Genomic DNA, 14,609 nt, shown 5'->3' with positions numbered 1-14,609 from the left:
GTTCGCCAAGATGGTGCAGTGGGGCATGACCCCGCTGGAAGCCATCCGCGCCGCCACCCGCAACGCCGCCGAGGCCATGGGCACCGACCACGACATCGGCGCCGTGGCCGTGGGCCGTTATGGCGACCTGGTGGCGGTGAAGGGCGACCCGCTGGCCGACGTCACCCTGCTGGAACACATCCCCGTGGTCATCAAGGGCGGCGAGGTGGTGAAGGATCAGCGCTGAGTTTTTTGTTCCCTCAATCGCCGGGCGCCGGCAGTCGCCGGCTTGGCTTCCTCGCTCCGCCCTGCGGTGCTCGCTGCGGGGCCGGCAGTCGCCGGCCTTGGGTGAAGGGCGCGACAGCGGACGTAAGCCGGCACTGGCACCAGGCGGCGGATGGGGGTAGCTTCTCCCGTCCCTTGCCCGTCCCTTTGCCCGTCCCAAGACCGGAGCCCGAACCCATGCTGACCCCCCGTCCCCTGACCGACAGCCTCAGCGTCCACCCGCAGATCGAGGAGGCGGACATCGCCCAGGCCAAGGCGCTGGGCTTCCGCACCATCATCAATAACCGCCCCGATGGGGAGGAGCCGGGCCAGCTGACCCACACCCGGGCGGCGGAACTGGCCAAGGAAGCCGGGCTGGAATACCTGTACCTGCCGGTCAACAACAGCAACCTCGGGCCCCAGACGGCCGCCGCCTTCGCCGAAGCCCTGGAGACCCTGCCCGGCCCGGTGCTGGCGCACTGCCGCTCCGGCACGCGCAGCACCATCCTGTGGTCGCTGGGCGCCGCCGCCAAGGGCACGCCGTTGGGGGAGATCCTCAAGGCCGCCGACCGGCAGGGCTATGACCTGTCGCCCTACGCCGGCGCCCTGGAAGGGCTGGCCCGGGGCCAGGGTTGATCGGCCACCCCGATAATCGTCAACATTGATCCATATATCGACATGATCCACATCCGCCTGGCCGCCGCCGCCCTGGCCCTGACCCTCGCCGCCCCCGCCCTGCTGGCCGCCTCGCCGGCGTCGGCGCAAGCGCCGGCCTGCGCCCGCCCCGAGCGCCCCAAGCTGCCCCCCGGCAAGAAGACCAAGGGGCCGGAGATGGAGGCGGCGGAGAAGAAGGTGGCCGACTACACCACCAAGATGACCGCCTACCTGAAGTGCCTGGACAAGGCCAAGACCGACGCCATGACCGAGCATAAGGGCGTGATCGAGGAATGGAACGGCGTCATCGACGCCTACAAGAAGGCGCCGGGCTGAGCGCCTTGCGATCCTCCCGATTGCCGCCCGGATTGCGCGTCCTGGCCGGTCTGCTGCTGATCCCGGCCGCCGGCATCGCCCACGCCGCCGATCATGCGACCGACTGCGCCACCCTGGTCCGGCGGACGGACCGGATGGTCTGCGCCAATCCGGCGCTGCGGGCCGAGGAGTCGGAGATCGCGCGCCTGTACAGGCTGGCCGTGACCAAGGCGGGCGCGCACGCGGCAGCCGTGATCGCGGAGCAGGCGCGCTGGCTGGCGACGCGGGACCGGCTGTGCGGCGACCTGGCGCCGGCGGACGATGAACGGGCGCGCACCTGCCTGGCCCGCGCCCTGCCCTTGCGCCGCGCCGCGCTGGCCGTGCAGGCGGCAAAGCCGGACCAGCCTTTCTGCGAGCGCGCCGCCACCACCCTGGCCGACGCGCGCGGGCTGGATGGCGGCCCGCCCGTGGGCGACCTGGATGAGCAGTTGATCGGCGCCGGCCTGCTGACCCCGGCGCCGGAACAGGAACTGACCCAGGCGTGGCGCGACCGGCTGCCGCCCGAGGCGACCCAGGACGCCGGCGACCAGATGGCCGTGGTGCCCTTCGGCGGCAGCCACGTGGCGGTGACGGCGCTGGACGACGCCGCCTCCTGCACCAGCTTCAGCGTCCATTGGCTGGACACCGCCGGCAACGGCGGCCCCGCCCTGCCACCGCCCGAGGCGCGCCCGGCGGACAAGCCAGCCTATTGCTGGTCGGAAAGCGCCGGCTTCGGCCGGGACGCCACCGGCGCCGCCGTCTTCTTTGCCCAGGACTCCGGCCCCACCCGGCCCGTCGCCCGCCCCCAGCGGACCAATGTCCGCATCCGGCCGGTGCACGGCGACCGCTGGGGGGCGGCCTGCCGCATCGAGGCGACCTACCAGACGGCGTTCCGCCTGGGCGACGGCCGCTGCGCCGCCGATGCCGCGACCTGCGAAGCCCTGACCGAAATGGCCCCGCGCTGGGCCGCCGCCCTGGCCGCCAGCCCCTGGTCCACCGGCGCCGACCACCCGCCGGGCCGCCCCGACTACCCCGCCCTGGACGGCCTGGCCCCCTACACCGGCCCGTTCGTCCCCGCCTTCCTGACCATTCCGCGCGTGAAGGGCTGGACCTACACCGGCCTGCCCAATTTCGAGGAGGAGGCGCCGCCGCTGGTGTGGCACAGCCCCGGCGGCCCCCTGGTCCTGCGCCTGTCGCCCGGCATGCTGAACTGGCAGCCCGGCCCCATGATCCTGGGCGCCTGGCGCCGGGAGGGCGGCACCCTGGTGCCTGTGGCGGCCTACACCATCAACCAGGTGCGGGTGGGCCGGCCTGCGGTGACCATCAGCCAGGATCAAGGCAAGCCCTGAAGGGTTTTCACCTTTGGCGCCTTTCCCAAGGGGATCATCATTACCGGCACGCCGAGATACTGCGCACCAGCCCCAACCATTCCCCCACCTCCCCATTCCCCTGCCCATTGACACCCGTGCCCTCCGGCGCGCACAGTGCGGCCTTCGTTCCAGGGGTGCGCCGGAGGGCGCTGAGATCCGCGGGTTGACGCGGGGACCCTTTGAACCTGATCCGGATCGTACCGGCGTAGGGATGGGAACAAGGGCCTTCGCGTATCCGCCGTCTGCCGGCACCCGAACGCGCCTGCCCTGACGGGATCGCAACCGCAAGCGGTCTTCCTCCACCTCCTCCACCGTTGCCCCGGATTGGCGACATGTGACGTGCCGGACGCATCAGCGGCCAGAGAGCCAAGGGCGCCGGACTACGGAGGAGCACGACCCTATGCCCGACACCCTGACCCCGGCCGCGATTCCGGGAAGCGACGGCTTCGCCGTCACCACCGGGCCCCTGCCCGCCTCTCGCAAGGTCCACATCCCGGGCACCCTGCACCCCGACCTGCTCGTGGCCATGCGCGAGATCGACCTGTCCCCCAGCGCCAATGAGCCGCCGGTGCGGGTCTACGACCCATCGGGGCCCTATACCGACCCGGCCGTGACCACGGACATCCGGCTGGGCCTGGCGGAGCTGCGCCGCGCCTGGATCGAGGGCCGGGGCGATGTGGAGACCTATGAGGGACGCGCCATCAAGGCGGTGGACAACGGGTTGAAGGAGGGCGAGAGCAGCCCCGTGCCGGTGTTCGACCGCGCCGGCCGCCTGCCCCTGCGCGCCAAGGATGGCCGCCCTGTCACCCAGCTGGCCTACGCCCGCGCCGGCATCGTGACGCCGGAGATGGAATACGTCGCCATCCGCGAGAACCTGGGCCGCCAGGCGCTGAAGGAACAGATGGAGCGCGATGGCGAGAGCTTCGGCGCGGCCATCCCGGACTTCGTGACGCCGGAGTTCGTGCGGGATGAGATCGCGCGCGGCCGCGCCATCATCCCCAACAACATCAACCACCCGGAATCGGAGCCGATGGCCATCGGCCGCAACTTCCTGGTCAAGATCAACGCCAACATCGGCAATTCCGCCGTCACCTCATCGGTGGCGGAAGAAGTGGACAAGCTGGTGTGGTCCATCCGCTGGGGTGCCGACACGGTCATGGACCTGTCGACCGGCCGCAACATCCACACCATCCGCGAATGGATCATCCGCAACAGCCCCGTGCCCATCGGCACCGTGCCCATCTACCAGGCGCTGGAGAAGGTGAACGGCAAGGCCGAGGACCTGACGTGGGAGGTGTTCCGCGACACCCTGATCGAGCAGTGCGAGCAGGGCGTGGACTATTTCACCATCCACGCCGGCGTGCGCCTGGCCCACATCCCGCTGACGGCCAAGCGCGTCACCGGCATCGTCTCGCGCGGCGGCAGCATCATGGCCAAGTGGTGCCTGGCGCACCACAAGGAGAATTTCCTCTACACCCGGTTCAATGAGATCTGCGAGATCATGAAGGCCTATGACGTGGCCTTCTCCCTGGGCGACGGCCTGCGTCCCGGCAGCATCGCCGACGCCAACGACGCCGCCCAGTTCGCCGAGCTGAAGACCCTGGGCGAGCTGACGCAGATCGCCTGGAAGCATGACGTGCAGGTGATGATCGAGGGCCCGGGCCACGTGCCCATGCACAAGATCAAGGAGAACATGGACCTGCAGCTGAAGTGGTGCGGCGAAGCGCCGTTCTACACTCTCGGGCCCCTGACCACCGACATCGCCCCCGGCTACGACCACATCACCAGCGCCATCGGCGCCGCCCAGATCGGCTGGTTCGGCACCGCCATGCTGTGCTACGTCACGCCCAAGGAGCATCTGGGCCTGCCCGACCGCGACGACGTGAAGGTGGGTGTCGTCACCTACAAGATCGCGGCGCACGCGGCCGACCTGGCCAAGGGCCACCCCGCCGCCCGCCTGCGTGACGACGCGCTGAGCCGCGCCCGGTTCGAGTTCCGCTGGCGCGACCAGTTCAACCTGTCGCTGGATCCGGAAACGGCGGAGAAGTTCCACGACCAGACCCTGCCCGCCGATGGCGCCAAGCTGGCGCACTTCTGCAGCATGTGCGGGCCGAAGTTCTGCTCCATGAAGATCAGCCAGGAAGTGCGCGACCTGGCCGGCGTGGAGGGAAGCTTCGTGGAAGCCGAGAAGGGCATGGCCGAGATGTCGGAGGCCTTCCTGGCCCAGGGCGCGGAGATCTACCACACGCCGTCGTAATCCCTCAGTCGGCGGGCGGGCCCATCCGGGCCCTTGCCTTCCTCGCTGCGCCCTGCGGTGCTCGCTGCGGGACCGGCTTTTGAATCCCCGCCGGTGTCAGGCCGGCGGGGATTATTTTTGGACGGTCCCGATGCCGGCCAGGATGAGGTCGACGCCGGCCAGGAACTGGGCGCGGTCGTCGTGCCCGCTCAGTTGCGGGGCCACCTGGCGCAGGAAGGGATAGTCGGCCGGATCCAGCCGCGCCCATCCGTCCGCGATGGCGGCGAGGGCGGCCGACCGGTCCGTGCCCGGCGCCTGGAGGCGGGCATTCGCGGCGTTCTGCCCAGCGGCGCCGAAGATGTAGGTCACCAGCGCCGACCAGGCATCGAACCATACCCGTTCCGGCACGCCCAGCGCGTGCAGCCGGCCGCCGATGGCCTCAAACACCCGCAGCATCGCCGGCTGCCACGGCTGCCGGGAAAACTGCGCGCCCACCCAGGGGTGCGCATCGATGGCGTCGAAGATGCCCAGCGCGATGACCCGTATCGCCTGACGTGGCTCAGCGCCACCTTCCCCGCCTGTCCCCACCCCTGACATGGCCCGGGTGATGACATCACCGGTGGCGGCGGCCAGCAGGGCGTCCTTGTCGGCGACATGCCAGTAGATCGCCCCGCTGCCGGTCGCCAGGCGCGCCGCCAGCGCGCGGAAGGTCAGCCCGCCCTCCCCCTCCCGGTCGAGGATATCGATGGCGGTCGCGACGATCTTTTCCTTGGAGAGCGCATCGGGGCGCCGGGGGGTGCGGGGGCTCATAAGGACCATCTTGACAGGAGTGGAACGTCGTTCCAATTAATATCAATGGAACGCTGTTCCAATTTATTGAGGGAACCCTGATGACCACACCCGTCACCATCGTCGGCGCGGGCCTGGGCGGCCTTGTCCTTGCCCGCGTTCTCCACTGCCACGGCATCCCGGCGACGGTTTATGAGGCGGAGTCCTCGGCCGGCGCCCGCGCCCAGGGCGGCATGCTGGACATTCATGAGGGGGACGGCCAGCGGGCGCTAAAGATCGCCGGCCTGCACGACCAGTTCCGCGCCCTGATCCACCCGGGCGGCCAGGCGTCGCGCGCCCTGGACCCGCAAGGCGCCGTGCTGTTCGCTCAGCCCGACGACGGCACCGGCGGACGGCCGGAGGTGCTGCGCGGTGAGCTGCGGCGCATCCTGATCGACAGCCTGCCGGCCGGGACCATCCAGTGGGGTAGGAAACTCACCGGCATCGCCGCCCGGGGCGGCGGCCGGCATGCCCTGACCTTCACGGACGGGTCGACCGTGACCGCCGATCTTCTGGTCGGGGCCGACGGCGCCTGGTCCAAGGTGCGGCCGCTGCTGTCGGAGGCGAAACCCACCTACGTCGGCACCACCTTCGTGGAGACCTATCTGCACGATGCCGACACGCGGCATCCCGCGACCGCCGAGGCGGTGGGCGGCGGGGCACTGTTCGCGCTGACCCCGGGCAAGGGCATCATCGCCCACCGCGAACCGCGAAGCATCCTGCACGCCTACATCGCACTGAAGCGGCCGCTGGAGTGGATCTCCGCCATCGACTTCAGCGACGCCGCCGCCGCCAGGGCCCGCATCGCGGCGGAGTTCGACGGATGGACGCCGGCGCTGACCGCGCTGATCACCGACGGCGACAGCCCGCCAGTGCCGCGCCTGCTCCACACCCTGCCCACCGGCCACCGGTGGCCGCGCGTGCCCGGCGTGACCCTGCTGGGCGACGCCGCCCACCTGGCGCCACCCGCCGGCGACGGTGCCAACCTGGCGATGCTGGACGGCGCGGAGCTTGGGACCGCCATCGCGGCGCACCCTGGCGACGCCGAAGCGGCACTGGCCGCCTATGAGGCCGCCCTGTTCCCCCGCAGCGCGGCGGCGGCCGTGGGGGCGCACCACATCCTGGACCTGTGCCTGGGCGACAACGCGCCGTTCGGCCTGATCGACTTCTTCACCGGCGCGCTGTCAGGCGGACGCTGACAGCTCATCCTCGATCTGGCGGCACAGCGCAGCGATGATGCCATAGTCCACGGCCGGCGACTGGCCGGGCGCCGGTTCGCCCACCCGGGTCAGGGCGACATAACCGCCCTGGCGGATGCCGTTCGCAGTCTCATCCAGCACGGTGGCGCCGAACTGGGTGGTGGGTTCGATCTGGCTGCGCTGGCGCCAGTGGTTCCAGCTGTCGATGAAGACCAGCCGCTCGCCTTCCGGAAAATGGTGGGCGACATGGACCATGGCCCCGGCCAGGAAGCGGCGGTACAGCACCGAGGAGGTGCTGGCCAACAGGGTGGCGCCACCCTGGGGATGGTCGGGCCAGTCGGCATAGTCCAGCACCACCCGGGGGAAGACCTTGCCGCGCGTGGGCCGGTCCACCATGCGGCTGTTCACGAACTGGGCATAGCTCATGATGGTGTCGTCGAACATGCCGGCATCGGCCTGGCCCGCCTCCGCCTGCAAAAAGGTGTAGCCGTTCAGCAGCTCCGCCGGCTTGCAGGAGCGCCACTGCGCCGGGCTGGGGTCCAGCAGGGCGTCGAAGCCGGCGTCCAGCAGGCCGCCACGCGCCTCCGCCGCCGTGGCCACCAGGTAGATCGGCCCCAGATCCGCATCCGCTGCCGCCTGGCGCAGCAGGGCCACCGTCCCCGCCGGGTCAGGCAGCTTGTAGGGTTCGTTCACCAGCAGCAGCGGCCGGCCGTCGGCCATGACCGGGCTGTAGCCGGCGATGGCCTCCATCAGCGCCACGGCGTCCACCGCGGCATCCTCCACCGGCGCCGGCGTCCAGCGGAAGGCCAGGCCGAAATCCGTGTCGCACCAGGGGTCCAGGCAATCGGCGCCGGTCAGGTAGCGGCCCTCATGACGGTGGCAGTCCAGGACGAAGCCGCCAATGCCGGCGGCCCGCGCCACCGCCACCACCCGGCCGGCGCTGGCGGCATCGGCCAGGTCATAGCGGCCCAGCGCCTTGCCCGGCTGCAACAGGGGGCTGTGGTGCCGCCGGGCGGGATAGGCGGCCAGGGCGGACTGCCACGGATCGCCCCCGCCCAGCGCCTGCCACAACGGGCCGGAGAGTTGGAAGCGGGCATCGAAGAAGGCGAGCACGCGCAGGGTCAGGGGCGGGGTCATGCCGCGTCTCCTTCTGCCAGAGGGGCGAGGACGGGGGAGGCCAGATTGGTGGGGGCGGCGGTGGGGCCGTAGGCCTCCGCCGCCAGGTCCAGGATGGCCGCCACGAGGGTGGTGGGCGGCGGGTGGTTGCGGCATTCCGGCCCCCCGTCCAGCGGGCAGGCCTTGTAGCCGCCGCAGGGGCCGCAGGGCAGCGCCGGCGGCGGCAGGCGGTAGCCCGCCCGCCGGGGGGCGTCGGAATTGCCCGGGAAGGTGGACCCGAAGATCGCCACCGTGGGATGGCCCAGGATCTGGCTGGCGAAATGCAGGGGAAAGCTGTCGACGCTGACGACCACGTGGTGGTCGCGGATCAGGGCCGCCAGCCGCTCGGTGCTGCCGCCCGTGGCCGGGGTGGCGCCGTCGGCCGCGAGTTCCGGCGCGTCCAGCACGGTGACCCGCGCCCCGAGGCATATCAGGGCCCGGACCAGCACCCGGGCGTCACCCGCCGGATAGGTCTTCAGGGGCCAGCCGCCCGACAGCTGCATCAGCACGCGCAGGGGCCGAACGGGGCGGGGGCAGCGGCTGTGGACCCGGGGCGCCTGGTGGTAGAGCGTGTCGGCCAGGGTGGCCACCGGATCGCCCAGGGCGAAGCGCGCCTGATCGATCAGGTTGAAGGGGGAGCGAGTGTAGGATTTGGAGAAGCGGCAATAAACCATGAAGGTGCGGCCCCGCGTCTCCGCATCGATATGCGCCAGGCTGTCCAGAAAATAGCGGCCGTCCGACGTCTCGCCCGTGCGGCTGACGGGGGGAATGTCCAGGACGATGGGGGCCAGCCGATTGCCGCAGTCGCGGAAGATATCCAGGTAGTCGCGGCACACCACCTGGGCGTCGAAGGCCAGCCGCCACGGCGGCACCAGGCGGGACGCCAAGCTGAAGAACAGCACGTCGCCGGCATGACACGGGTGGTGGGCGGCGAAGGGCAGGCGCCGCCAATCGGCCCGGGCGCGGATCAGCCTGATGGCATCGGCGCACTGCGCCTGCCAGGCGGCCAGATTGTCACCCAGGATGTAGCCCTGGGCCGTGATACGGGGCAGCGGGGCGACGGACTTCAACGGCGTGCGGCGGCGAGGAACGATGCGGCCGGTCAGTTGCGACAGCAGTTGCGCGTCCGTGGCCGCCCGGTTGGCGGACAACAGGCAGAGGAAGCGGCCGAGGCCCTCATCGAACAGGGCGCGCGGCAGGACGTAGGCGACGGGGAAGGTTTCCGCATCCGTCAGCACCGCGGGACAACGCAGGGCCTCGCCATCGCGCAGCAGGGCGGCCAGGCGCTTGCCCTTCACCGCCAGCAGCGGATTGCTGACCACCACGGCATCGGCGTCCGGCGCCAGGGCCAGCACCCGCCGCGCCACCTCCCACACCATGCGGCCGGGGGGCGCGGTGGCGCTGTCCAGCAGGTCGAACGGCGTCAAGGCGCCCAGGGAAAAGCGGAAGTCGTACGCCGCCATCCGCCCGCCGGTGATCGCGATCCCGCCCAACATGGCTAAGCCGCGTCGCCCTGGGCCAGGGGGACCGCCAACACGCTGTCGGCGCCGTAGGCCTCCTGCGCCACTTCCATGACGGCGGCCACCAGCTGCGCCGGGCGCGGCTGGTTGGTGCATTCGCGGATCATCAGCAGGGGACAGTAATCCAGGCAGCCGCAGGGGCCGCAGGGCAAGGCCGGCGCCGGCAGGCGATAGCCCGGCCGCCGGGGCGCGTCGGAATTGCCGGGCGCGGTGCAGCCGAAGATGGCCACGGTGGGATGGCCCAGGATCTGGCTGGCGAAATGCAGGGGGAAGCTATCGACGCTGATGAAGACGTGGTGCTCGGCCAGCAGGGCCTTCAGCGCGCGGGTGCTGCCGGCCGTCGCCACCGTGGCGCCGTCGGCCGCCGCGTCGGGCAGGTCGATCACCGTGACCTCGCACCCCAGGTCGACCAGGGCCCGGATGAGGACCCGGCGGTCCTTGGCCGGATAGGTCTTGAGATCCCAACCGCCCGTCAGCTGCATCAGCACACGCAAGGCGGCGCCCCGCGACAGGGCCGGGCCGGCGCGGTGCCGGGGCTGGTTCAGCAGGGGGCCGCGCTGGTAGAGGGTGTCGCCGACCGTGGCCACCGGGTCGCCCAGGCTGAACCGCGCGTGGTCGATGAGGTTGAAGGGCGACTTGGCGTAGGCCTTGGAATAACGGCAGAAGACGATGAACGTCCCCTCCGCCACGCCGGGTGGCAGATGGGCCAGGCTGTCGATGAAATAGCGGCCGTCGCCCACATCGGTGTTCCGGGGCGCCGGCGGGATGTCCAGCACGATGGGCTCCAGCCGGTTGCCGCAGTCCTGGAAGATGTCGAGATAGGCGCGGCACACCACCTGGGCGTCGAAAGCCAGCTGGTCCGCCGGCACCAGGCGCGACGCCAGGCTGAAGAACAGCACGTCGCCGGCATGGCCGGGATGGTGGGCGGCGAAGGGCAGCCCCCGCCAATCACCCCGCGACCGCATCAGCGTCACCGCGTTGACGCACTGGACCAGCCAGGCTTCCATATTGTCGCCCAGGACATAGCCCTGGGGGGTGTTGTCCGGCAGGGAGCCCACGGCGCGCAGCGCGCTGGTCCGCCGGGGGACAAAGCCACCGCCCGTCAGGTGGGACAGCAGTTGGGCGTCGGCGGCGGAGCGGCTGACCGACAGCAGGCAGAGGAAACGGCCCAACCCCTCCTCGAACAGGCGGCGGGGCAGGACGTAGGCGATGGGAAAGGTGCCCTCGTCCGTCACCACGGCGGGGCAGGGCAAAGGCCCGCCGGTCCCCCCACCCCCCAGGACCAGCTTGGCCAGCCGGCTGCCCCGGATGGGCAGGATGGGGTTGCTGACCACCACGGCGTCGGCGGTGGGGCAGGCGGCCAGTGTGCGCCGCGCCACCTCCCACACATAGCGGCCGGGGGGCGACGTGGCGCTGTCCAGGATGTCGTTGGGCGTCAGCGCGCCGGTGGAAAAGCGGAAATCAAAGGATTCAACCCCATCGGCCGTCATCGCCAAACTGCTGAGCATCGCCGTCCCCCGCCGGGCCGAGGACGCGGCCCTGCCCCGGGCGCGCCTTCGGCGGAAATAGATTCAATTTTAGCTACACGGATCAAGGCGCCAAAGCAGGCGCGGTATTTCCGCATTGGCGCGCCCTGTCCGTGCCATTGGTATGCCCGGCCGATGATCGCCACACTGCAAGCACCGGGGGAGAATTTGCGGGGGCGGCGGCCATGACGGCGGTCAGTAAGGATCGGTTGATGGTGTCGCCGGATCTGGCGGCGCTGTTCGGACAGGCGCAGCGCCATGACCAGGCCGGACGGCCGCTGGAGGCGGAGAAGCTGTGCCGCGTCATCCTGCGCCGCCTGCCCAATGAAGCCGCGGTGCTGCATCTGCTGGGCATCATCCTCTGCCGCACCAACCGCCTGGAGGACGGGGCCCAGGCCCTGGCCCGCGTGGTGGAATCGCAGCCCGGCAACGTGGCCGCCCTGCGCGCCCTGGGCGACGCCTTCCACGCGCTGGGCCGCCTGCCGGAAAGTGCCGCCGCCTATCAACGCATCCTCTTCCTGCAGCCAGGCGACGCCGACGCCCACCTGCGCCTGGGCCTGTCCCGCCAGGCCATGGGGGAACTGCCGGGTGCCGTCGCCGCCTTCCGCATGGCCGCCGCCCTGGCCCCGGCCGACGCCGGCATCCGCGTCACCCTGGGCATGGCGCTGGAGGCCATCGGCGACGGTGCCGCCGCGCTGTCGGCCTACGCCGACGCCATCCGCCGGAACGCCGACAACGCCCCCGCCTTCCTAGGCTTGGGCAACGTGCTGGCCGACCAGGGCCGGCCGGCGGAGGCCATGGCCGCCTATGCCCGCGCCCTGCACCTGTCGCCCGACTGGCCGGACGCCCTGACCAACCTGGGGCTGCTGCTGCAAGCCGGCGGCCAGCTGGACCAGGCGCTGGCCCTGCACCGCCGGGCGGCCAGCCTGGCGCCGGACGCCGCCAACATCCAGGTCAACCTGGGCACGGCCCTTCAGCTGGCGGGGGACGGTGCGGCGGCGGTAGACAGCTATCGGCGTGCCGTGGACTTGGCCCCGCATGAGGCCACCTACCTGTCCAACCTGGCCCAGGCCCTGGCGGAACAGGGCACGATGGCGGAAGCGCACGCCATGCACGCCCGGGCGGCGGCGCTGGCGCCCGACAACGGCGTGGTGCGCTTCAACCAGGCGCTGGCCTGGCTGCTGGCCGGCGACGACGCCCGGGGCTGGCCCGCCTACGCCTGGCGTTGGCGGGGCGGGGTCAGCGACCTGGCGGACCGGGGCTTCACCGTGCCCGAATGGCGGGGGGAGCAACTGGCCGGCCGCACCCTGCTGGTCCATGCCGAACAGGGCCTGGGTGACACCCTGCAATTCGTCCGCTTCGTGGACCGCCTGCCGCGCGACGGCCGGATCGTGCTGGAGGTGCAGCCGCCCCTGCTGGCCCTGCTGCGTGCCGGCCTGGCGATGCCGGGCCTGGAGGTCGTGGCGCGGGGGCAAGCCCTGCCCGCCTTCGACCTGCATGTGCCGCTGATGAGCCTGCCGGCGGCGCTGGGCGTGGCCGACGCCGCCGGCCTGACCGTTCCCGGCGCCTATCTGGCGACGGACCCCGACCACACCGCCGCATGGCGGCGGCGGCTGGGCGGTGGTGGGCGCGCGGTGGGGCTGGCCTGGTCCGGCAACCCGAAACACCGGGCGGACCGGTTGCGCAGCATCCCGCTGGCGGAGTTGGCGGGGCCGCTGGCGGGCGTGCCCGGCGTCAGCCTGCATGCCGTGCAGAAGGATCGCCGGCCGGGGGATGGTGAGGTGATGGCGGCACTGGGTGTGGGCGATGCCGACCTGGCGGACTTCACCGACACCGCCGCCCTGCTGGCCGGCCTGGACCTGGTGATCACGGTGGACACGGCGGTGGCGCACCTGGCCGGCGCGCTGGGCCGGCCCGTCTGGCTGCTGCTGCCCTTCGCGCCCGACTGGCGCTGGCGTCTGCACAGCCAGGACACCCCCTGGTATCCCAACACCCGCCTGTTCCGGCAGCGGCGCCAGGGTGACTGGGGCACCGTCATCGCCGAGGTGGCGGCGGCGCTGAAGGCGGACTGGAAGTCGAGGATGGCCAAGGCCACGGATATGGCCGCCGGCGCCTGAGGAAAATGCCTCAGTGCCCGTTCTGCACCTTGTGGGCCTTCTCGGTCAGGTAGTCCATCAGCGCCAGCAGCACGCCGGAAGCGACGAAGACGACGTGGATGACGGTGGACCACATCAGGTCCCGGTCGCTGACGTTGCCGACGCTCATGAAGGCGCGCAGCAGCTGGATACCGGAGATGGCGACGATGGAGGCGATGAGACGCAGCTTCAGCCCGCCGAAGTCCACCTCGCCCATCCATTCCAGGCGGTCGGCGTGGCTGGCCACGCTGATCTTCGACACGAAATTCTCATACCCCGCGAAGATCACCATCAACACCAGGTTGGCGATCAGCGACAGGTCGATGAGCGACAGCAGGCCCAGGATGATCTCATGCGAGGTGGCGCTGGCCAGGTGGCTGATCAATTCGTACAGCTCATGGACGAATCCCGCCAGCGGCAGCACCAGGGCCACCACGAGGCCGAGGTAAAGGGGGGCGAGCAGCCAGCGGCTGGCGAACAGCACGCTTTCGATCCACCGGTCCATGGGCGTCCTTTCCAGGGGCGATTGGCCAGCTGTGGCCGGCCAAGGGCTTGAGATGGGGCGACATTAGCCGATTTCGGCGGCGGATTTCGACCGCCATCGTCACCCCACCCCCCAGGCTTTCCACATACCGCCCAGATCACACGCCCTTACATCCCACCGGGCCCGCCCATGCCGCCGCCTGGACCACCCATGCCGCCGCCATGCCGGCCGCCGCCCATCCCGCCGCCGGGGCCGCCGCCGCCACGCCCACCACCGCCCGGCTCCTGCATCGTCAGGTCGACCTTCTCGATCTCCTCCAAGGTCAGCTGGCCGTCGTGGTTGGCGTCGATGACCTCGAACAGCGCGCGGGCGTAGGCGTGGAACTCGTCCCGCGTCACGCGGAAGTCCACGTTGGTGTCGGCCGCCATGATGGGATCGACGCCGCCCCGGCCCCCGCCCATACCACCACCGGGGCCGCCACCCATGCCGCCTCCCATGCCGCCACCGGCCCCACCGCCAGGCCCACCGCCGGGGGCGTTTTCCGGAGGAGCGCCATCGGGGGGACCGCCGTCGGGACCGCCGTGCCCGGCATGCGGCGGGCCGCCCGCCTGGGCCATGCGGTCGGCCTGGCGCACCTTCTCCAGCTCCGCCACGTTCAGGGCGCCATCGCCGTTCAGGTCGTAATGGTTAAAGACGGCGTCGGCTTCCGCCTGGAACTCCTCCGGCGACAGCTTGCCGTCCTGATTGGTGTCCACGCGGATGAACCAGGCGCGCAGCGCCACCTTCGCCGCGTCCTCCGACGTGGTGTGGCCCAGCGACTGGCCCAGCGGCGTGGTGACGTTGTAAAAGGTCTTGTGGCTGGAGCACGCCGCCGTCAACGCCAGGCCGGCCAGCAGGACCGGGCG

Annotated in this window: 13 protein-coding genes and 1 riboswitch; of the genes, 7 read left to right on the top strand and 6 right to left on the bottom strand. The window is 71.2% G+C overall.

The genetic code is table 11. The features are described from left to right. The 5 genes from I55_RS22645 to thiC all read left to right on the top strand — a co-directional run. A partial coding sequence (locus I55_RS22645; protein WP_044562862.1) for an amidohydrolase family protein occupies positions 1-226 on the top strand: 226 nt, incomplete at its 5' end. A 215-nt stretch (positions 227-441) separates the two neighbouring features. Next, on the top strand, positions 442-879 hold the full coding sequence (locus I55_RS22640; protein WP_044562861.1) for a TIGR01244 family sulfur transferase: 438 nt from the start codon (positions 442-444) through the stop codon (positions 877-879). 42 nt (positions 880-921) lie between these two features. Continuing rightward, positions 922-1,233, top strand: a complete 312-nt coding sequence (locus I55_RS22635) for a hypothetical protein (RefSeq protein WP_044562860.1) — start codon at positions 922-924, stop codon at positions 1,231-1,233. Between the two features lie 5 nt (positions 1,234-1,238). After that, on the top strand, positions 1,239-2,600 hold the full coding sequence (locus I55_RS22630) for a hypothetical protein (protein WP_148293909.1): 1,362 nt from the start codon (positions 1,239-1,241) through the stop codon (positions 2,598-2,600). Positions 2,601-2,741: 141 nt separating this feature from the next. Then, positions 2,742-2,852, top strand: a riboswitch (TPP riboswitch). A 169-nt stretch (positions 2,853-3,021) separates the two neighbouring features. Then, positions 3,022-4,878: a phosphomethylpyrimidine synthase ThiC gene (thiC, locus tag I55_RS22625; RefSeq protein WP_044562858.1), complete on the top strand. Its 1,857-nt coding sequence runs from the start codon at positions 3,022-3,024 to the stop codon at positions 4,876-4,878. A gap of 111 nt (positions 4,879-4,989) precedes the next feature. Here thiC and I55_RS22620 read toward each other — a convergent pair whose 3' ends face one another. After that, positions 4,990-5,667 (bottom strand): TetR/AcrR family transcriptional regulator C-terminal domain-containing protein, encoded by a 678-nt coding sequence (locus I55_RS22620; protein WP_199902689.1) that lies wholly within the window; start codon positions 5,665-5,667, stop codon positions 4,990-4,992. A gap of 80 nt (positions 5,668-5,747) precedes the next feature. Here I55_RS22620 and I55_RS22615 point away from each other — a divergent pair, with 80 nt between their 5' ends. After that, positions 5,748-6,884: an NAD(P)/FAD-dependent oxidoreductase gene (locus tag I55_RS22615; RefSeq protein ID WP_044562856.1), complete on the top strand. Its 1,137-nt coding sequence runs from the start codon at positions 5,748-5,750 to the stop codon at positions 6,882-6,884. Here I55_RS22615 and I55_RS22610 read toward each other — a convergent pair. From I55_RS22610 to I55_RS22600, 3 genes are read right to left on the bottom strand one after another with little or no spacing between them, the layout of a single operon-like run. Beyond that, positions 6,870-8,021, bottom strand: a complete 1,152-nt coding sequence (locus I55_RS22610; RefSeq protein ID WP_044562855.1) for a glycoside hydrolase family 99-like domain-containing protein — start codon at positions 8,019-8,021, stop codon at positions 6,870-6,872. The genes I55_RS22615 and I55_RS22610 overlap by 15 nt on opposite strands. Next, positions 8,018-9,535, bottom strand: a complete 1,518-nt coding sequence (locus I55_RS37330) for a glycosyltransferase family 9 protein (protein ID WP_044562854.1) — start codon at positions 9,533-9,535, stop codon at positions 8,018-8,020. The genes I55_RS22610 and I55_RS37330 overlap by 4 nt, the downstream gene beginning before the upstream one ends. Positions 9,536-9,537: 2 nt before the next feature. Then, positions 9,538-11,067: a glycosyltransferase family 9 protein gene (locus tag I55_RS22600; protein ID WP_148293907.1), complete on the bottom strand. Its 1,530-nt coding sequence runs from the start codon at positions 11,065-11,067 to the stop codon at positions 9,538-9,540. Positions 11,068-11,270: 203 nt separating this feature from the next. Between I55_RS22600 and I55_RS22595 the strand changes: the two genes are divergently transcribed. Beyond that, positions 11,271-13,202 carry a tetratricopeptide repeat protein gene (locus tag I55_RS22595; RefSeq protein ID WP_083901340.1) on the top strand — a complete coding sequence of 644 codons (1,932 nt, stop codon included), beginning with the start codon at positions 11,271-11,273 and terminating at the stop codon, positions 13,200-13,202. A 10-nt stretch (positions 13,203-13,212) separates the two neighbouring features. Here I55_RS22595 and I55_RS22590 read toward each other — a convergent pair whose 3' ends face one another. Next, positions 13,213-13,725, bottom strand: coding sequence for a TIGR00645 family protein (locus I55_RS22590; protein WP_044562851.1), 513 nt, complete (start codon positions 13,723-13,725; stop codon positions 13,213-13,215). 146 nt (positions 13,726-13,871) lie between these two features. Beyond that, the coding region (locus I55_RS33400; protein ID WP_049974400.1) for a hypothetical protein at positions 13,872-14,609 on the bottom strand (738 nt) is incomplete at its 5' end.

It is taken from the genome of Azospirillum sp. B4 (assembly GCF_000333275.1).
In the GTDB taxonomy this organism is placed as follows: domain Bacteria; phylum Pseudomonadota; class Alphaproteobacteria; order Azospirillales; family Azospirillaceae; genus Nitrospirillum.
The sequence above is the reverse complement of the archived record's forward strand: the minus strand, read 5'-3'. Positions and strand labels throughout refer to the sequence as shown.

Excerpts from the sequence above, each read along its gene's own strand:
- thiC (WP_044562858.1), top strand. The coding sequence starts at position 3,022 with ATGCCCGACACCCTGACCCCGGCCGCGATTCCGGGAAGCGACGGCTTC.
- I55_RS22615 (WP_044562856.1), top strand. The coding sequence starts at position 5,748 with ATGACCACACCCGTCACCATCGTCGGCGCGGGCCTGGGCGGCCTTGTC.
- I55_RS22590 (WP_044562851.1), bottom strand. The coding sequence starts at position 13,725 with ATGGACCGGTGGATCGAAAGCGTGCTGTTCGCCAGCCGCTGGCTGCTC.
- I55_RS22610 (WP_044562855.1), bottom strand. The coding sequence starts at position 8,021 with ATGACCCCGCCCCTGACCCTGCGCGTGCTCGCCTTCTTCGATGCCCGC.
- I55_RS22595 (WP_083901340.1), top strand. The coding sequence starts at position 11,271 with ATGACGGCGGTCAGTAAGGATCGGTTGATGGTGTCGCCGGATCTGGCG.
- I55_RS22640 (WP_044562861.1), top strand. The coding sequence starts at position 442 with ATGCTGACCCCCCGTCCCCTGACCGACAGCCTCAGCGTCCACCCGCAG.
- I55_RS22600 (WP_148293907.1), bottom strand. The coding sequence starts at position 11,067 with ATGCTCAGCAGTTTGGCGATGACGGCCGATGGGGTTGAATCCTTTGAT.
- I55_RS37330 (WP_044562854.1), bottom strand. The coding sequence starts at position 9,535 with ATGTTGGGCGGGATCGCGATCACCGGCGGGCGGATGGCGGCGTACGAC.
- I55_RS22635 (WP_044562860.1), top strand. The coding sequence starts at position 922 with ATGATCCACATCCGCCTGGCCGCCGCCGCCCTGGCCCTGACCCTCGCC.
- I55_RS22620 (WP_199902689.1), bottom strand. The coding sequence starts at position 5,667 with ATGAGCCCCCGCACCCCCCGGCGCCCCGATGCGCTCTCCAAGGAAAAG.